At 69.4% G+C, this 18011-nt stretch carries 17 protein-coding genes and 3 pseudogenes; 9 read left to right on the top strand and 11 right to left on the bottom strand.

The genetic code is table 11. From position 1 onward, the window contains the following. Positions 1-30: 30 nt before the first annotated feature. Both ACSMTC_RS04885 and ACSMTC_RS04890 read right to left on the bottom strand, forming a co-directional pair. Positions 31-273, bottom strand: coding sequence for an integrase core domain-containing protein (locus ACSMTC_RS04885; RefSeq protein ID WP_436564596.1), 243 nt, complete (start codon positions 271-273; stop codon positions 31-33). A gap of 21 nt (positions 274-294) precedes the next feature. Beyond that, on the bottom strand, positions 295-849 hold the full coding sequence (locus ACSMTC_RS04890; RefSeq protein WP_436558400.1) for an IS3 family transposase: 555 nt from the start codon (positions 847-849) through the stop codon (positions 295-297). Positions 850-1919: 1070 nt separating this feature from the next. Here ACSMTC_RS04890 and ACSMTC_RS04895 point away from each other — a divergent pair. The 4 genes from ACSMTC_RS04895 to ACSMTC_RS04910 all read left to right on the top strand — a co-directional run bounded on the left by ACSMTC_RS04895 (position 1920) and on the right by ACSMTC_RS04910 (position 6263). Continuing rightward, positions 1920-2957: a globin domain-containing protein gene (locus ACSMTC_RS04895; RefSeq protein WP_436558401.1), complete on the top strand. Its 1038-nt coding sequence runs from the start codon at positions 1920-1922 to the stop codon at positions 2955-2957. 374 nt (positions 2958-3331) lie between these two features. Continuing rightward, complete coding sequence (locus ACSMTC_RS04900; RefSeq protein WP_436564597.1) at positions 3332-4303, top strand: NAD(P)-dependent oxidoreductase; 972 nt, start codon at positions 3332-3334, stop codon at positions 4301-4303. A gap of 164 nt (positions 4304-4467) precedes the next feature. Then, a complete protein-coding gene (locus ACSMTC_RS04905) occupies positions 4468-4899 on the top strand; it encodes a YbhB/YbcL family Raf kinase inhibitor-like protein (RefSeq protein WP_436558402.1) in 432 nt (143 codons plus the stop codon). A 111-nt stretch (positions 4900-5010) separates the two neighbouring features. Then, a protein-coding gene (locus ACSMTC_RS04910; RefSeq protein ID WP_436558403.1) for an IS3 family transposase occupies positions 5011-6263 on the top strand; the annotation gives its coding sequence in 2 pieces (ribosomal slippage) (positions 5011-5293 and positions 5293-6263; 1254 coding nt in all). A gap of 366 nt (positions 6264-6629) precedes the next feature. Here ACSMTC_RS04910 and ACSMTC_RS04915 read toward each other — a convergent pair. The 5 genes and pseudogenes from ACSMTC_RS04915 to ACSMTC_RS04935 all read right to left on the bottom strand — a co-directional run. Further along, positions 6630-6758 (bottom strand): annotated as a pseudogene (locus ACSMTC_RS04915) (family 1 glycosylhydrolase); the annotation flags it as partial. 111 nt (positions 6759-6869) lie between these two features. Then, entirely contained in the window at positions 6870-7229 is a 360-nt protein-coding gene (locus tag ACSMTC_RS04920) for a DUF3050 domain-containing protein (protein ID WP_436564598.1), read from the bottom strand. Continuing rightward, entirely contained in the window at positions 7126-7785 is a 660-nt protein-coding gene (locus tag ACSMTC_RS04925; RefSeq protein ID WP_436558404.1) for a response regulator, read from the bottom strand. Before ACSMTC_RS04925 ends, ACSMTC_RS04920 begins: the two co-directional genes overlap by 104 nt. Continuing rightward, on the bottom strand, positions 7782-8969 hold the full coding sequence (locus ACSMTC_RS04930; protein WP_436558405.1) for a sensor histidine kinase: 1188 nt from the start codon (positions 8967-8969) through the stop codon (positions 7782-7784). Before ACSMTC_RS04930 ends, ACSMTC_RS04925 begins: the two co-directional genes overlap by 4 nt. Beyond that, positions 8969-9802: a CPBP family intramembrane glutamic endopeptidase gene (locus tag ACSMTC_RS04935; protein ID WP_436558406.1), complete on the bottom strand. Its 834-nt coding sequence runs from the start codon at positions 9800-9802 to the stop codon at positions 8969-8971. Before ACSMTC_RS04935 ends, ACSMTC_RS04930 begins: the two co-directional genes overlap by 1 nt. A 309-nt stretch (positions 9803-10111) precedes the next feature. Here ACSMTC_RS04935 and istA point away from each other — a divergent pair, with 309 nt between their 5' ends. The 3 genes from istA to ACSMTC_RS04950 all read left to right on the top strand — a co-directional run bounded on the left by istA (position 10112) and on the right by ACSMTC_RS04950 (position 12762). After that, positions 10112-11383: an IS21 family transposase gene (gene istA / locus ACSMTC_RS04940; RefSeq protein ID WP_436558407.1), complete on the top strand. Its 1272-nt coding sequence runs from the start codon at positions 10112-10114 to the stop codon at positions 11381-11383. Continuing rightward, positions 11383-12222 carry an IS21-like element helper ATPase IstB gene (gene istB, locus ACSMTC_RS04945; RefSeq protein ID WP_436558408.1) on the top strand — a complete coding sequence of 280 codons (840 nt, stop codon included), beginning with the start codon at positions 11383-11385 and terminating at the stop codon, positions 12220-12222. Before istA ends, istB begins: the two co-directional genes overlap by 1 nt. A gap of 213 nt (positions 12223-12435) precedes the next feature. Beyond that, complete coding sequence (locus ACSMTC_RS04950; protein ID WP_436558409.1) at positions 12436-12762, top strand: DUF899 family protein; 327 nt, start codon at positions 12436-12438, stop codon at positions 12760-12762. A gap of 554 nt (positions 12763-13316) precedes the next feature. Here the strand turns inward: ACSMTC_RS04950 and ACSMTC_RS04955 are convergent. The 3 genes and pseudogenes from ACSMTC_RS04955 to ACSMTC_RS04965 form a co-directional block, all read right to left on the bottom strand. Beyond that, positions 13317-13436: pseudogene (locus ACSMTC_RS04955) on the bottom strand (family 1 glycosylhydrolase); the annotation flags it as partial. A 111-nt stretch (positions 13437-13547) separates the two neighbouring features. Beyond that, positions 13548-14888 carry a GH1 family beta-glucosidase gene (locus ACSMTC_RS04960; RefSeq protein ID WP_436558410.1) on the bottom strand — a complete coding sequence of 447 codons (1341 nt, stop codon included), beginning with the start codon at positions 14886-14888 and terminating at the stop codon, positions 13548-13550. 776 nt (positions 14889-15664) lie between these two features. Continuing rightward, positions 15665-15892: a hypothetical protein gene (locus tag ACSMTC_RS04965; protein WP_355675435.1), complete on the bottom strand. Its 228-nt coding sequence runs from the start codon at positions 15890-15892 to the stop codon at positions 15665-15667. 526 nt (positions 15893-16418) lie between these two features. On the opposite strand from ACSMTC_RS04965, the gene ACSMTC_RS04970 reads away from it, so the two are divergent. Beyond that, positions 16419-16622, top strand: coding sequence for a cold-shock protein (locus ACSMTC_RS04970; protein WP_045694210.1), 204 nt, complete (start codon positions 16419-16421; stop codon positions 16620-16622). A gap of 355 nt (positions 16623-16977) precedes the next feature. Here the strand turns inward: ACSMTC_RS04970 and ACSMTC_RS04975 are convergent. Next, positions 16978-17145 (bottom strand): annotated as a pseudogene (locus ACSMTC_RS04975) (family 1 glycosylhydrolase); the annotation flags it as partial. A 103-nt stretch (positions 17146-17248) separates the two neighbouring features. Here ACSMTC_RS04975 and ACSMTC_RS04980 point away from each other — a divergent pair. Further along, positions 17249-17905, top strand: coding sequence for a TetR/AcrR family transcriptional regulator (locus ACSMTC_RS04980; protein WP_436558411.1), 657 nt, complete (start codon positions 17249-17251; stop codon positions 17903-17905). Positions 17906-18011: the final 106 nt, after the last annotated feature.

Consider the following 18011-nt stretch of genomic DNA (forward strand, 5'->3'; position numbering starts at 1 on the left):
CCGCTTTGACGGACACCGTTGGTGTGGTGGTCAGGCCGCCAGGACGGTCTCGTATTCGGCGGGACTGCGGTAGCCGCGGCTGCGCAGCCTGCGCATGTTGTCCCGGACTTCGATCCACTCGAAGATCGCGGTCCGTGCTGCGGCCCGGCCGGGCCAGGGGCGGTCGCCGAGCAGCTCCCGCTTGAGGGTGGCGAAGAAGGACTCGGCGAGCGCGTCGTCCCAGCACTGACCGGTTCGGCCGACCGAGAGTCGAACTCTGAACTCGCTTGCCAGGTCAGCGAATTCACGGCTGGTTTATTGGCAGCCGCGATCGGAGTGGAAGATCACCGGCCCGGTCGGGCGGCGGGTGTGGCAGGCGACTTGGAGGGTGTCGGCGACCAGTTCGGTGCGCAGGTGGTCGGCGGTGGCCCAGCCGACGACGCGGCGGGAGGCGATGTCGATGACGGCGGCCAGGTAGAGCCAGCCCTCCTCGGTCGGGATGTAGGTGATGTCGCCGCACCAGCACGCATCCAGAGTGGCCGGATCGGGCGTGAAGTCACGCAGGACCAGGTCCGGCCGGGCGGCGGCGCGGGGGTCAGGGATCGTGGTGCGGTGGCGCCGTCTTCGGTGCCGGCCCTCAAGGCCGGCCTGGCGCATCAAGCGCGCGAACCTTCGCCGGCCGCAGACGGTGCCCTCGCGATGCAGGGCGGCGTGGACGCGCGGAGCTCCATAGGTGCCGCGCGAGGCCGCGTGGACTTCGGTGATCCTCTCGGCGAGTTCCGCGTCGCGGACCGCGCGGGAGCCGGGGGTGGCGGTTCGGCGGGCGCGTACCTGGCCGACGAAGCGGCGGCGGAGGACGCGATCCAGCATGCGGCCGCTGGCCTCCGTGTGGCCCTGGCACAGGTCGGGAGACTCGTCGAAGCACATCACTTTGAACGTATGGTCGCGGATCGGCTCCGGGATGACCCTCGACTGGCTGTTCGCGCTGAACTCGCGAGGGTGCCCAGACCGCTGACTCGTCCGACTCCGCTGGAAATGGTCGATGGAACCCGCGCCTTGGTTCAACAACAGTGGTCGGGAGGAAGGGCCCTGGCCGCCGACTGGCGCCGAAGAGACAGCGGCTCTGAGATGCCTGCCGGGCGGAGCATCGGCCCTGGCGAGAGTTGCTGATGGCCCCTATATGGGGTGGGCACAAATCGCAATGATTGAGCGACATCGCATGCCTGCTCGACGCTATCCCCAGCAGGCTGCTCTCCAACTCCTGATCGCAGTAGGGCTTGAGGCTGTCTCGGGTGACCCGCCGCCGCGGTCGCTGCCGTTCACACGAGCTCCGTGGCAGGTGTGGACTGCGCCGTGGCGGCAACTGGACCCGACAGCTGATCCCGGCGGACTCGCGGAGTCTGTATGCACCAGGAACTGGAGGCTGGCCGCGCTCACCGACGGCGGCCATACCGATCCGGATCACCCGCGTACCGGCCTCGGCACGCCGCCGTATGTGCTCGCACCGACCCTGGCAGCGGTGGCGGCGCTTGGACTTGATCCGACCAGCGGCATCTGCGGCTCCCCAGCGTTCGGCGAGCCGGGCGACGCGGAACAGGCCGCCGGACTCTGCCTCCGCCTGCGCCGTCGCGGCCACGGCTCGCCGACGGACTGACACCCGAACGACGAACACACGAGGCGCCGAGCGGCGGACAACACCCCCGGGGGCCCGGCGCCCCGCCCCCGACCACACCCAGCCCTTATTCGCGACCTCGCAATTCGATCACACTCCCCCACCCGCCAGCCGGCTTGACCAACGACCACTACCCGCCAGTAGTCAATTCATAAATCATTCACTTAATTCCGCTTGCGATCTCGATTTGCACTGTGTGCAGAATGGCGCTTTTTGGCCCACCGCAGGCAGTTCTCGGCGCGAAGAACTGGAATTGGAGAGTCACCGCGTGAATCCTCGCGCCGCCCGCTCGGCCGACACCGATGCTCCGCTGTCCGCACGCGACATCACCCTGCTCCGGGCGAGCCGAGCCGCCGTCGAGCCGCATGCCGCGGACCTCCCGGTCCACTTCTACGCGACCCTGTTCCACCGCTACCCCCAGGTCCGCGAGTTGTTCCCGCCGCGCATGGAGATCCAGCACGACAAACTCCTGCGCGCCCTCCTGCTCATCGTCGACCTGGTGGACGATTCCGAGTACCTGGTCCGCTTCTGCGCCGAACTGGGCCGCGACCACCGCAAGTTCGGGGCTCTGAGCGGGCACTACGCGGCGGTCGGCGAGTGCCTGCTCACCACACTGGAGCACTTCGCCGGCCCCGCCTGGACCGCGGACGTCGCCGCGGCCTGGACACGCGCCTACACCGCGGTCGCACAGGCCATGGACGAGGCGGCCCGGGCCGGCGCCGCCGAGCGGCCGGCCGTCTGGGACGCCCGGATCGTGGACCACCGCAGGTACGGCCCCGACCTCGCGGAGGTCACCGTCCGGACGGACCAGCCGTACCCGTTCACCGGCGGGCAGTTCGTCAGCGTGGCAACCCCGTGGTGGCCGAAGAGTTGGCGCCACTACTCCCCCTCCAACGCCCCCCGGCCGGACAGGACCATCACGTTCCACATCCGCGCCGTTCCCGGCGGCCCGGTCAGCAGCGCCTTGGTACACCGCGCGGCGGTCGGCGACGTGCTCCGGCTCGGCCGGCCCCTCGGTGACATGATCCTCGATCCGGCCTCCACCCGCGACGTCGTGTGCGTCGCCGGCGGTACCGGGCTCGCGCCGATCCGCGCGCTGGTCGAGCAGGCCCTCCTGGACGGCGTCCGGCGACGGATGGACATCTTCGTCGGTGCGCGCGGCACGAACGAACCACACGGACTCGATGACATCCGTCGGCTCTCGCACCACCACCAATGGCTCACCGTACGGGCCACCGTCTACGACGCGCACACCCCCGGCGCCGGCCCCGGCCTGCCCGAGGCACTGACAGCAGCCGGCCCCTGACTGGAGCACGACGCCTACGTCAGCGGCCCCGCGCCCTGATCCACAGCACCGCCCGGGCGCTGTACCACGCCGGAGTGCCACTCGATCGCATCCACCACGCCCCGTTCGTGCGGCTCGACTTCACCTCCTGAGCGCAGACGGCCGTCCGGGCGCCGAAATCTCGGACGGCCCGGCGCCTTTCGGGTCCGTCGGGCGCCGACGACCCTCCTCCAGGAAGGCCGCGACCCCTCGCCGGCGGATCCGTCGAGCACAACGGTTCAACCCAGTTGGTGCGGTTGATCTTTGGCGATTCGGCCACCCTGACCCGGGCATGTCGGGCATGATTCGGAGCCATGGGAGAGGCCATCGGGCACGGACGAGCGTGTCTCAACGCCATGTTGACGGAACGCCATAGAGATCGGAGCGAAGACCGCATCATGGAACGGACTCGGCAGGGCAGCCTCGGCTGGCTCGGTACGGGGCGGATGGGCGTTTCGATGGCCGAGCGCCTGCTCGACGCCGGAGAAGAGCTCACCGTGTGGAACCGGACGAAGGAGAAGACCAGGCCGCTGGCGGACCGGGGCTCCGACGTCGCGGACACCATCGGCGAGTTGGCCGAACAATGCGACATCGTCTTTGTCGTGGTCACCGCCTCGGCCGACCTGCTGGAGGTGGTCACCGGACCAGGCGGACTGCTGCGGGGCGGCGCCGGCCGACCGGCAGTGATCGTCGACTTCTCTACGGTCTCAGCCGAGGCGTCCGCCCAGGCCGCAGCGGCGGCGGCCGAGGCCGGTGTGCAGTTCCTCGCCTCCCCGATCAGCGGCAACCCGAACATGGTGGCCGAAGGCGCCGCCGCGATCGTCGCTTCGGGCCCCGCCGGGACCTTCGAGCAGGTCCGCCCCTACCTCGACCACATCGCCCCCAGCGTGACGTACGCCGGACCGGGCCAGACCAGCCTCCTGGTCAAGCTGTGTCACAACCTGATGCTCGGCATGGTCACCCAGTCGCTGGTCGAGGTGACGGTGCTCGCAGAGAAGGGTGGGGTGGACCGCGCCGACTTCCTCGCCTTCATCAACGGCTCGGTGCTCGGCTCGACCCTGACCCGGCACAAGGGCCAGGCGCTGGTGGAACACGACTACAGCCCGACCGTCACCACGACCATGCTGCGCAAGGACTATGACCTGGGGCTCGGAGCCGCCCGCGCTCTTGAGGTCCCGATGCCCATCGCCGCGATGGTCCACCAGCTGATCCAGACCGCCATCGGCCTGGGCTACGCCGAGGCCGACTACCTCTCGCTCTTCGAGGTCGCCGCACGCGCGGCGGGCCTGGGGCGCAAGGACGAGGGCGCCATGGAGAAGGACGCCTGACCGGCCCGCCGCCCCGGCCGCACGGCAACGGGCCGACGATGGCGCTGTCCGTCGCCGTCCACGGGTCGATCCTCCGTGTCGGCCGCTCGGGTGGCATGAGCGAAACATCCGTGGCGTCCGGGGCTGCTTCGGGTACGGCGCTGCGCATGACCGGAATCGCACTCATGAGCACAGCCTTCGACGACCACGGGGGCATCCCTCGCCGCCACAGCATGGAGGGCGACAACCTGTCGCCTCCACTGACCTGGTCGGGGGTACCGGACGATGCAGTGGAGCTGGTCCTGCTCTGCGAGGACCCCGACGCGCCCGGCGGCACCTTCCTTCACTGGCTGGTCACGGGCATCGATCCGGCCAGCTCCAGCATGTCGGAGGGCGCGAAACCCCAGGGCGCGCAGCAGTGGCCCAACGACTTCGGAAAGTCCGGCTGGGGCGGTCCGATGCCGCCTCCCGGCCGCCCGCACCGCTACGTCTTCCGCTTGTCCGCCGTCTCCGAGCCGCTGCCCCTACACAGTCGCCCGAACTCCGCCTCGGTACACCACGCCCTCAAGGGTAGAGAGGTGGCCAGCGGCACACTCACCGGCACCTACCAGCGCTGAGCGGCCGACTGCGCTCGGAGCCGTAGGCGCCCGCAACCGGCGGTCTTTGCGTGGTCGAACTGAACCGCCCCGGGTTCGGTGGGGACTCGATTTCGTGTAAGGATTCGAGCCATGGCACGTCCCACTTCCTACCCGCCTGAGCTGCGCCGTCGTGCGGTGCGCATGGTCGCCGAGGTCCTCGGTGACTACCCGAACGAGTCGGCTGCGCTGCGGGCCGTCGCGGAGAAGCTGGGTATCGGGTCCGCCGAGACGCTGCGCAACTGGGTGCGGCGGGACCAGGTCGACTCCGGGCAGCGTCCGGGGACGACCACGGAGGAGTCCGCGCAGATCAAGGCGATGAAGAAGGAGATCGCCGAACTCAAGCGCGCGAACGAGATCCTCAAGGCCGCGGCGAGTTTCTTCGCGGCCGAGCTCGACCGGCCACATCTGCGCTCGTAGCGTTCATCGACGAGCACCGGGGCCGCTTCGGCGGCGTCGAGCCGATCTGCCGCGTGCTCACCGAGCACGGCTGCAGTATCGCCCCCTCCACCTATTACGCCCACCGCAAGCGTCTGGCCTCCCCGGCCGCCCGCACCGTGCGCGACGAGGAACTCAAGGAGCTCATCCAGGAGGTCTACCACGCCAACTACCGTGTCTACGGGGCCCGGAAGATCTGGCGGGAGCTGGGCCGGCAGGGCCACGCGGTGGCCCGCTGTACGGTCGAGCGCCTGATGCGCGAGCTCGGCATCGCCGGCGCCGTGCGCGGCAAGAAGGTGATCACCACCATCGCGGAGCCGGCCGCCGAGCGCGCCCCGGACCTCGTGGACCGCCAGTTCGTCGCCGGCGCGCCGAACCGCTGCTGGGTCGCCGACTTCACCCACATCGCCACCTGGGCTGGAGTCGTCTACGTGGCATTCGTCGTGGACACCTTCTCCCGGCGCATCGTCGGTTGGTCGGCTGCGACTTCCAAGGAGACCCGGCTCGTCCTGGACGCGCTGGACATGGCGCTGTGGCAGCGCGACCGTGACGGATTCCCCCACCAGCGAGGCGAGTTGATACATCACTCGGACGCCGGGTCGCAGTACACGAGTTTCCGGCTCGCCGAGCATCTGGACGCCGCCGGCATCGCAGCCTCGATCGGATCCGTCGGCGACGCCTACGACAACGCTCTGATGGAATCCACCATCGGCCTCTACAAAACGGAGCTGATCAAGCCCGGCCGACCCTGGAAGACCCTCTCCCAGGTCGAGCTCGCCACAGCCGAGTGGGCCGACTGGTACAACCACCGGCGACTCCACGGTGAGATCGGCCACGTCCCACCCGCCGAATACGAGACCAACTACTACCTGGCGACCACGAAACCCCTGGTCACAGCCACAACCTGAGATCTCTACCGAACCCGGGGCGGTTCAAACTCCCTCGCCGCGAACCCCGACCAAGGCACCCGCCTCGGCAGCCGGGACTGTCCAGCTCTCCAGGCCGACCAGCAGTGGACGCTGAAACCCGGAGTCCAAGCCCTACCCGCCTGACAACCCCGAGCGGCCCGCCTCGCGGCTCCGGGTGAGGAGCCGCGAGGCGGGCCGTCCGCAGGAGACGTCCGGCGACTGAACGACTGGTGACGGGCCCCGGACTTGTTGAACACCCTGTCATTGCTCCCTGGCTCCGGTGCCGCTGATGTGGCCGTTCTGCCCACAAAGCCCAGTGACCCCCACCAAGACCGCAGGCAACCCATCGCTAACCCCGTAATCCAACTACCCTGCATGAAGCCCTCGATGAGCGATGATCAGGTCGCGGTACCAGGTGTACGAGGCCCTCGGGGTGCGGCGCTGGGTCGCGAAGTCGACGTGGACGAGGCCGAAGCGCTGGTGGAAGCCCTCAGCTCGTCGAACAGACTGTCATTCTACCCAGGAGCCGACTCTGGCCTTCCCCTCGTGGCGTAGAGGCCGTGACTGAAGGAGTAGTTGGGAGTCATGGCGGAGAAAAGCAGAAGTTCACGTGGAGCTCCGCGAGGGGGCTGTGCGGACCGCGGCTGGACAGTCGCGCCCGGCCCGCCTGGCCACAACGAACTCGGCCACCGCGGTCGGAACCTCGGCCGCCTTGGCCTCCTCGGTCGCTGCGGCGCCGCGGCCGAGGAGGCCAAGGAAGGCCTCCACCACCGCCGTGTCCGCGCCGGCACGGGCCATCCCGTCCACGTAGAGCTCGACGTGGCTGATGTAGCCCTCGCCGAGTTCGTCGCTCTCCTCGCGGTCAGGTGACCAGGCCGTGGCGGTAGGCGTAGACGACGGCCTGGACGCGGTCGCGGAGTTGAAGTTTGGTGAGGATGCGGGAGACGAAGGTCTTGACGGTCTCAGGACTGATGACGAGGGTTGCGGCGATCTCGCTGTTGGAGAGGCCGTCGGCGATGAGGCGGAGAACTTCCAGTTCGCGAGGGGTGAGCGGGATGTCTCGGTGGGTCTTCTCGGCGGGGCGGATGCGGGCGGCATAGTGCCCGACGAGGCGGCGTGTCACGTCTGGGTCGAGGAGGGCCGCGCCGGTGGCGACGATCCGGATGCCATGGAGGAGTCGGTCCGGAGGGGCGTCCTTGAGGAGGAAGCCGCTGGCGCCGACGCGCAGCGCCTCGTAGACGTACTCGTCCAGGTTGAACGTGGTCACCATGAGGACTTTGACGGGGTGGGGCACTCCGACGCCGGCCAGCAGGCGGGTGGCTTCGAGGCCGTCGAGGACCGGCATGCGGATGTCCATCACGACGACGTCGGGTCGTAGCTCGCGGGCGAGGTCGACTCCGGTCCGTCCGTCTCCGCACTCGCCCGCCACCTCCATGTCGGGCTGGGCACCGATGATGGTGACCAGGCCGGTGCGGACCAGCATCTGGTCGTCGCAGACCAGGACCCGGATCGGTGCGCTCACGAGGTGCCGTCGGCGGGGATGCGTGCCCGGACGGTGAAGCCGCCGTCCGGGTCGGAGCCGGCGCTGAAGTCGCCGCCCAGGACGTCGACGCGCTCGCGCAGGCCCGCCAGGCCCCGTCCGCCACCGACGGCGACGGCTGCGGCGCGTGAGCCGGTTCCGTCCGTACTGACCTCCACGGTGATCTCCCTCTCGCCGCGCTGCACCTGCACGGAAGTGCGGCTGCCGTGAGCGTACTTGAGGGCGTTGGTCAGTGCTTCCTGCACCACCCGGTAGGCGACGAGGTCGGCGCTGCCGGTCGATGCCGGCGGTGTGCCCCGCCCGGTGAAGTCCACGGGCTGTCCGGCCCGGCGGGCCTGCTCGACGAGCGTGACGACCCTGCCGACGGCCGGGGTCCTGGCCTGCGTGGCCTCCACCGGGCCGACGCCGTGATCGGTGTCGTGGCCGGGGTTGAGCAGGTCCAGCAGGTGACGCAGGTCGGTGAGGGCGCGGCGGCCGGTGTCGCTGACGGCGGTCAGGGACTGATCCAGCCGCTCGGGTGCGGCGGTCAGGTAGCGGGCGGCTTCGGCCTGGACGACCATCGCGGTCACGTGGTGGGTCACCACGTCGTGCAACTCGCGTGCGATGCGGATGCGTTCGGCGGTACGGGTCTCGGCAGCCACACGCTCGCGGCGTGCGGCCTCCGCGGCCCGCGTGGATCGCAGCCACGCCCCGGCTCCCCAGGCCAGGGCGAGCGCCAGGTAGAAGGTCACGAACCCGGTCGCCGTCTCGCCGCCCGAACCGAGCCGGGCGAGCGCGACCGCCAGCGGCACGTACGCCGCGGACAGGAGGACCACGGTGGTGCGCCGACGCCGTTCCAGATGGGAGCCGGCACTGATCAGCGCGACGGGCAGGGCGGTACCGGCGGCCGAGTGGTAGCCGCACAGCTGGTCGAGGGCGAAGCCGCACGCCACCAGCACGAGGCAGACGGCCGGCCACCGCCGGCGCACCACGAGGGAGAGGCATTCGAGCGCCAGGGCGACGACGGCGAGCGCGTCGAGGGGGCGGGTCGGCAGGTCCCCGACCTGCGTCCCGTGGCCGCGCAGTCCCGGCAGGAACGACGCGACCAGGAACAGTGCCCCGAGCGGGAGGTCGCGGAGGGTGACGTCGAGCCGGCGCCACACCTGACCGGCCCCCTGAAGGCTCATCACCGGGCGAGTGTAGCGAGGGCGTCGACGCGCCCGGCACGCCGGCGGGGGACGATGTGGCCGCGCCGACGGGCCAGCCGTAGGAAGACGACCATGAGCAGCGCGCCGAACAGCGTCGCGTACACGCTGGCCTCCGGGCCGAACTCACCGCCGGTGATCAGCCTGGCCCCCGACGTCGAGGCGTCCAGCAGTCCGTGCGTTTCGCCGTTGCCCGAGACCTCGGTGCCGAAGATGCCGGACTCCGCGAAGTTCCAGCCGAAGTGCAGGCCGATCGGCAGCCACAGGGAGCGGGTGGCGGCGTACGCGGCGGCGAGCATGCCGCCGGCCTCGATGGCGATGGCGACGCCGCCCAGCAGGGTGGCGTCCTTGTTGAGCAGGTGGGACGCACCGAACACGGTGCCGGACAGGGCCAGCGCGATGTACGTTCCGAGGCCGCGCTCCACGAGCCGGAAGAGCAGGCCGCGGAACATCAGTTCCTCCGTGACGGCGGCGCCCGCCATGAAGCCGACCAGCCCGATCGCCCCGGTCGGCGAGCCGAAGCCGTGGACCTTGTAGCCCCCGAGGAAGTAGATGTTCGCAATGACGGATCCGAACATCGCGACCCCGATCGCCAGGCCCCGCAGGAGCGACCCGGGCGCTCCCTCGCGGGCCAGTTCCGTGACCGGGCGCCGCTCGGTACGCCCCACGACCCATCGGTAGACGAGCACCGAGAGCACGACCGTCAAGCTGCCCACGAGGAGCGAGAGCCACGGGTTGTCCTGGACCGCGGTGGCACCTTGACCGCAGACCGCACAGGCCAGGACCACGGCCAGGATCTGCCACACCAGTTTCATGACGACTCCTTCTTCGGTTCCGTTTCCGGTTCCTTGTCCGGTCCGCGACCAAGGCGCGGCGGCTGAACTGAACGCTAGGGAAACGGCGATCAGGAATCGTCACCTCACAGGGGACACCTGCACGTAGCTCTCACGGGGGACAGAACCCCAGCCACTCCTCCCGGCGTGCAAGCCTGTGCAGCTGCGGTCTCAGCGACGGGCCAATTGTGACCGCTGAACGGCGGATGAATCGGGACCCACCGGAGCAAATCCGACCCTTCTTGTAATCGTCTGATCATCCTGATCCCCATCGAGGGTCAGGAGGAGAGGGTGATTCCCGTGGAGGACTGGGCTGAGATCCGCCGACTGCACCGGGCCGAGGAGATGCCGATCCGGGCAATCGCCCGCCACATGGGCATCTCGAAGAACACGGTGAAGCGAGCCCTGGCCACCGACCGGCCGCCGGTCTACCAACGCCCGCTGAAAGGATCGGCCGTGGACGCGGTCGAGCCGGCCATCCGCGAGTTGCTCAAGCAGACCCCGACGATGCCCGCCACGGTGATCGCCGAGCGGATCGGCTGGCAGCGCGGGCTGACGATCCTCAAGGAACGCGTGCGCGAGCTGCGACCGGCCTACCTGCCCGTCGATCCGGTCTCCCGCACGGTCTACCAGCCGGGCGAACTCGCCCAGTGCGACCTGTGGTTCCCGCCGGTGGACATCCCGCTCGGCTACGGCCAGTGCGGCCGGCCCCCGGTCCTGGTGATCGTGTCCGGATACTCGCGGGTGATCACCGCGCGGATGCTGCCCTCCAGGCACACCGGCGACCTGATCGACGGCCACTGGCGCCTGCTCGCCGGCGGCTGGGGAGCTGTCCCGAAAATGCTGGTCTGGGACAACGAGCCGGGTGTCGGCAAAGGAAAACTGACCAGCGAGTTCGCCGCGTTCGCCGGCCTGCTCGCGGTCAGGATCCATCTGTGCCGGCCACGCGACCCGGAGGCGAAGGGCCTGGTCGAGCGCGCCAACGGCTACCTGGAGACCAGCTTCCTGCCCGGCCGCACCTTCACCGGCCCGGACGACTTCAACCGCCAGCTGACCGCCTGGCTGCAGATCGCCAACCGGCGCCAGCACCGTTCGATCGACGCCCGGCCGGTGGACCGCTGGGAGGCGGACCGGGCCGCGATGCTCACCATCCCGCCCGTCTCCCCACCGCATTGGTGGCGCTTCCACACCCGCATCGGCCGCGACCACTACATCCGCGTGGACACCAACGACTACTCCGTCCACCCCCGCGCTATCGGCAAGACGGTGATGGTCCGTGCCGACAACGAGCAGGTCACCGTCATCGCCGGCAACGACATCGTGGCCCGCCACACCCGCTGCTGGGCCAAACACCAGTCGATCACCGACCCCGAGCACGCCGCGGCGGCCCAGACCCTGCGCGGTGAGGTCATCTACCAGCAGGCAGCCCGAGCGCAAGCCGCCCGCGCCGCCACCCTTCTGGACCCCGACGGCCTCGGCATCGACGTCGAGCAACGCGAACTGGCCACCTACGACCGCATGTTCACCCTCATCGAGGGCGGAGCCGGAAAGGAGGACACCTGATGCCCCGCACCACCACCGCCGCCACGACCGACGCGACAGCCCCCGGGCCCGACGGCCAGGCGGCCCGAACCGGTCGGCAGACCTCCGCCGACCTGGCCTTCTATGCCCGTGTGATGAAGGCGCCCGCGCTGCTGGACGCCGCCGAGCGCCTGGCCGAACGCGCTCAGGCCGAGTCCTGGACCCACCTGGAGTTCCTGGTCGCCTGCCTGCAGCGCGAGGTGGCCGCCCGAGACTCCCACGGCGGCGAGGGCCGCATCCGCGCCGCCCGCTTCCCCGCGATCAAGACCATCGAGGAACTCGACCGCACCCATCTGCGCGGCCTGACGCGCCAACAACTCGCCCACCTGGCAACATTGGACTTCATAGCGGCCAAGGAGAACGCCGTCTTCCTCGGCCCGCCGGGCACCGGCAAGACCCACCTGGCCACCGGGCTCGCCATCCGGGCCTGCCAGGCAGGCCACCGGGTCGCGTTCGCCACCGCCGCCCAGTGGGTCGACCGCCTGGCCGCCGCCCACCAGGCCGGACGACTCCAGGACGAACTCGTCAAACTCGGCCGCTACCCGCTGATCGTGATCGATGAGGTCGGCTACATCCCGTTCGAGGCCGAGGCCGCGAACCTGTTCTTCCAGCTGATCTCGAACCGCTACGAGAGGGCCAGCGTGATCGTCACCTCGAACAAGCCGTTCGGACGTTGGGGAGAGGTCTTCGGCGACGAGACCGTCGCCGCCGCCATGATCGACCGGCTCGTCCACCACGCCGAGGTCCACTCCCTCAAAGGCGAGTCCTACCGCATGCGGGGCCGCGAACTCGGCCGCGTTCGCACCACCGACAACGACTGAACAAGAAGACCACCGACGACGCAAAAGGGCATAAAAGGGTCAGAACTCAAACGCCCAAAGTGGGTCACGGTTCAGCCGCCGCCGACATGCGGTTGGATGTCGCGGGCGAACTGCAGCGGCCTGTCGTGACGTGCAAGGGGCTGATGTCCGGCCGGGGAGGCTGAGGAGCTCGGGCCGTTCCTCCAGGGTGACATCCCGCCGACCGTCCGGCAGATGGCGGAGTCCTGCGGCACCGACGTGCTCGGGTACGTCACCGAGGACCCCGGACTGAGGGCCCACGCGCTCTCGAACGGCACCGTCCACCGGACGTACGTCACCACCGCGCGCGGCCCTGAGCCCGCCAGGGCCTACTACGGCCTCCTCGACCGTTTGCCGATGGGCCGAAACGAGGAGGGCGAGGAAACCCACTGGCTGCGCTGCCACGACGAGTACGGGAAACCTGAGGATTCGACCGACTCGGACAGATCCCGCGTTGTGATGGCTGATCCGCTGGCGTGTCGTGGCAGATCAGCAGGTCCATCGGCGGATCGCCCTTCATGACGATCCGGCAGCCGCTGCTCGTCCGCTCGAGTCGCCACTCGTGCCGCCTGGTGGTCCACATGTCCTGGTAGCAGGCCAGGTCCGGGACGCAGGTACCGGCCGCGGCGTGCACGTCGGTCCTGGGTGGTGGCTCGGCCTTGAACGAGACCCCGGGGAGACAGCCGTCCGGCACGGCGGTCTGGAAGTGGAGCTCGGGGTATCGGTCGTCTCCGAGTGCTTACAGCAAGCTCGATGTGGCTGCGCCGGATGTCCATCAGCAGCTCGGACTGCGACTTGGGCATCAGGACCTGGAGCAACTCCACGTAGAGCTTCAGTCGCAGCGCCGGCAGCTCCGGGGACTTCGCGTTGCCGTCCTCGCGCTCACGGTCCGTCGATGGGCTTGCTGCCCGCGGGATATTGCGGCCCCGGCCAAACCGTTGGTGATGGGTTGCGGACGTGTCGAACACCCTGTCTCTTGCGCAGTTCCTGGACACGGCTGCTGCGGGCCGTGCCGTCCAGATGGCCCCTCGGCCGACACCAAGAGGCCGCACGCCCCGCAGCAACCAGGAGACCAACTACCTTGAATTGAGCCTGCGGTGAGCAGCAATCAGGTGCCGGTACCACGCGTACGACGCCTTCGGAGTCCGCCGCTGCGTCTCGAAGTCGACATGCACCAGGCCGGAGCGCTGGTCGAAGCCTTCGGCCCGTCGAACAGGCTGTCATTGTAGCGAAGGCTTGACTATGAAGCCTCAGCGCACCTCAATACTCCTATTCAGCACGGGAGTTGAGGATCTCGCCAATCCCACCTACTTCGAGAACCGCTTCCGATGGGCGGCGATCAGGTCCCGATACCAGACATACGAGGCCTTCGGCGTCCGGCACTGCGTCTCGAAGTCGACGTGGACCAGACCGAAGCGCTGACTGAACCCTTCTGACCACTCCAGGTTATCGATCAGCGACCATGTGTAGTAGCCGCGGATGTCGATGCCTTCGGCGACGGCCCGGGCGAGGGCGTCGAGGTGGGTGGCCATGAAGTCGATGCGGGGCTGGTCGGGGGTGGTGTCCCCTGCGACGGAGCAGCCGTTTTCGGTGATGGTGATGGGTGGGAGGGCCTCGCCGTACGAGTCGCGGAGGTGGAGGAGGAGTTGGGTGAGTGCGGAGGGGACAACGGGCCAGCCGAAGGCGGTGTGGGGGACGTCGGGGATGCCGACCAGGTCGAAGGGCAGGGCGGGGTCGGTGGGGGCGGCGACGCGGGTGGGGTTGTAGAAGTTGAGGCCGAGGCCGTCGAGGGCGGGGGTGTGGATGAGGTCGACGTCGCCGGGGCGGACGGCGCCGAAGATGTCGTCGGGAACGCCGAGGGCGGAGAGGTCGGGGTAGCGGCCGAGGAGGACGGGATCGGTGAACAGGCGGTTGTGCAGGACGTCGTAGGCCTGGGCGGCGGCAACGTCGCCAGCGGAGTCGGAGGCCGGCCAGACCGGGGTGAGGTTGTTGGAGAGCATCACCTCCAGGCCGCGCCCGTGGAGGATCGAGGCGGCGAGGCCATGGGCGAGGAGCTGGTGATGGGCCGCCGGGAGGGCCTCGAACATGAGGGTGCGGCCGGGGGCGTGGGTACCCAGGGCGTAGCCGAACACCGTGTGGACGAAGGGCTCATTGAGGGTGATCCAGGTGGGGACACGGTCGCCCAACCGGTCGGTGACGATCGCAGCGTACTCGGCGAAGCGGTACGCGGTGTCACGGTTGAGCCAACCGCCGTTGTCCTCCAGGCCCTGCGGGAGGTCCCAGTGGAAGAGGGTGGGTAGCGGGGCGATGTCCGCCTCCAGGAGGGCATCGACCAGGCGGTCATAGAAGGCCAGTCCGGCCGGGTTGACGGCACCCGCGCCGGTAGGCAGCACCCGGGGCCAGGAGACGGAGAAGCGGTAGCCGTCGAGGCCCAGGCCGCGCATCAGCTCGATATCCTCGGGGTAGCGATGGTAGTGATCGCAGGCCACTGCGCCGGTGTGGCCGTCGCGGACTGCGCCGGGGCGGGCCGCGAAGACGTCCCAGACGGAGGGTCCGCGGCCGTCCTCGTCCACCGCTCCCTCGATCTGGTAGGCCGCAGTCGCGGCACCCCAGCGGAACCCCGCCGGCAGGTCGAAACGATCCGACATCGTTGCCGCCCTTCAAAAAAACATGAGGTCAACTCATGTTAGTGACATGGCGGCGAAACGCCAGAGGTGCGAAGTCGCCATCGCTCGGAGGTTGCCGACCGCGACAATCAAGGCAACGCCGGCACCGGGAGCCCCAGGCCCACTGTCACCGAGCCCCTTGACCCCCAGCGGTCGAAAGGGCGTCCGGCCGGTGTCGATCAGTCCGAATCCCGCAGGTCAGGGCCTACCTCGTCCACCACGCATGACACCTGATGAAACCTCATAACGCCCAGTCCGTGAGAGGCGCGTGAGAGGCAGCGAGCGAGAGGAAGTTCAAGAGCGACTTGCCTCATACCCCCATTCAGGACATCGAGGACTCCGCCGACCAAGCCGTCCGTGCACTCGCTCGCGCACTCGACCGCGCGGCGGACACAGGCGCAGCCTCGCAGCGGCGAGTGACGAGGTTGTTCTTCGAGCGGCGTAGTCGCTTGTGGGTGGCCTCTGGGACCGTGCACTCCGGTCGCGCCGGTGCCGAGGCACCGGCGCGACCGGCACTGCGAGGCGTACGGGCGGCCGGCACGTGGGTGACGGGAGGTGCGCCGGGCCAGCATCCAGTTGAACCGAGCAGGGACGGGGTCGAGGCCGGTGGCGGCATCTGCCGGATGCGGTGAGGCTGGGAGCGTCGGCACGATCGGATCCTCGCCCGGCCACCATCCCAGCATCAGGCCGGCCCCCGGGTACCCCCGAGCGGCACGGCACGTGGACGAGGCCGCGGCCCTGATCAGCGGCGCTCGGAGTCAGAGTTTGAACATCGCGGTGTACGGCGGGGTGATGCGCTCCTGCTGCGATCCGAAGTCGACAAGTACCGCGATGTCGCCGTCGCCTTCGAGGCCGATGACCCGGCCGAGGCCGTAGCTGTCGTGAGTGACGCGGTCGCCTACGGCGAACCGCTTGGGTGGTGCCTCGACCCTGGCTTTGAAGGGACTGGTGGGCAGGTGCCGCCGGACTGCTGCTGATTTCGTCATTCCGTCCAGTATGCGCCGGGAACCGTGGGAGCGGGCCCTGTGGGAGGACTCCGATTCGGACGGGCCGGAATTCGAGTCGCGGCGTTCGTCGTCTCCGCTGTTGCCGATGGCGGCCGACGTGGTTGGCCGCCCGAAACCGGGCAGCCGTGGCGGAGTCCACGGGGCGACCTGTCCCGGGCCTGCCCGCGTCGCACTGCCGATGGAGCCGCCGACCCGGACAGGGGGTGCGGCCCTGCCTTCAATCAGCCCGTTTGCACGGTGTGTTGATGCTCCTGGCAGCCCGGGGCGGCGGCCCCGGGGGGAGGCTTCTGCGGAACCGGGGGTGAAATAGCCACCCGCGGCGGGCCTTGGCCTGCTAGAGTCGTCTTAGTTGCAGTAGTGGTTCCCATGAACTTTGTGTGCGCCTGCTGATGTATGGCGAGGGCGCATTTTTTGTTTCCCGGCTCTTCCCGGGTGGGTGCTCATCGCGGCGACTCGAAGCCCGCGCTGTGCGTGCTTCGGACAGCCCCTTGAAGGAGATTTCTTTATGGCTAATGGCACTGTGAAGTGGTTCAACTCGGAAAAGGGCTTCGGCTTCATCGAGCAGGAGGGTGGCGGTCCGGACGTGTTCGCCCACTACTCGAACATCAACGCCAACGGCTTCCGTGAGCTGCTCGAGGGCCAGAAGGTCGAGTTCGACGTCACGCAGGGCCAGAAGGGCCCGCAGGCCGAGAACATTCGTCCGCTGTAGTTTTTCTGCCACGGCACCCGCCCAGCAGCGAGGGGCCCGCACCGCGTACATGATGCCCGGTGCGGGCCCCTCGGCGTTGCGCCACGACGCACCCCCGGCCGTTCAGCCCCCTGGCTCCGCCACCGGCGGCCATCCCCACGCGAAACGCACAGCGCCGCGTCCGGATCGCCGCCCTGCCGTGACAGCTCACGGTTCGAGGTTCTTCGCTCCCGCCCGTTTCGGTGAGCGCCGACCGTAGGTGACATGCCGCACGGTTCTACCGTCCATGCTCCGCCCGCCCCACTTTCGGCCCGTTCCCTTGCGGTCTCCGCCAGCGCCCCGCTGCGGAGCCTTCCTCGCAACGTGCCACCTGAGGAAGGTCTCCCGCGTGGCCGTCGCGGACCTTGCCCGGCACGGCGGCGAAGGTGTCCCAGACAGAGGCGCCGCGGCCGTCCCCTGCCACCGCTCCCTCGATCTGGTAGGCGGCGGTGGCGACGCCCCAGGAGAAGCCGGCGGGAAACACGAGGCGGCTCTGCTGCGTCATTCGACTGCTCCTCGGAAGGGTTGCCCGACACCGAACCACTGACATGAGCGACACTCATGTTAGTGATTCGCGCGTGGAATGCCAGATGCGGCACAGTAGTTGCATGAAGGCGCGGACGGGTGGTCAGCGGGCCCCGGCGGGTACGGCGCGGCGCAGGCCGGTGCAGCAGCGCAGCCTCGAGCGGTACGAGCGGCTGCTCGACAACTGCGCGGGCCTGCTGGACGAGGTCGGGGCCGGCGCGCTCACCACCAAGGAGGTGGCCCAGCGCGCCGAGGTGCCGATCGGCACCCTCTACCAGTTCTTCTCCGGCAAGGAGAGCCTGCTCGCCGCCCTCGCCGAACGGAACCTGGACCGCTATCTCGACCGCCTCGCCCGCCGCCTGGACGCCGAGGCCCCGCAGGGTGTGGCCGGCTTCGTCGACCTGGCCGTCGAGGAGTTCGTCGCGATGAAACGCGCCGTCCCGGGCTTCTGCCAGGTCGACTTCGGTCTGGTGGAGCAGCGCCCGGCGGGCTTTCGTGACGATCTCCACCTGCTGGACGACGAGCTCGACAACAACGCCGCCGTGGCGCAGCGGCTGCGGGCCCTGGCGGGAGGACTGTTCGACACCCCGGGCTTCCCGGTCGCCCTGCGGGTGGCCATGGAGTGCGCCGACGCGGTACTCAAGCTGGCCTTCCGCAACGACCCGGACGGCGACCCGGCCCTGATCGCCGAGGCCAAGCGCCTGCTCCGCTGCTACCTGACCGACCACCTGCCCGCCTGACCCGGCCACCCACCTGACCGAGCCCACCCGCACTCACCTGCCTGACCCGCCACCCACCCGACCGGGCCACCCGCACTCACCCGCCTGCCTCGGCCGCCCGCACCGC

This window comes from Kitasatospora sp. HPM-01-4 (assembly GCF_051374625.1).
Classification (GTDB): Bacteria; Actinomycetota; Actinomycetes; order Streptomycetales; family Streptomycetaceae; genus Kitasatospora.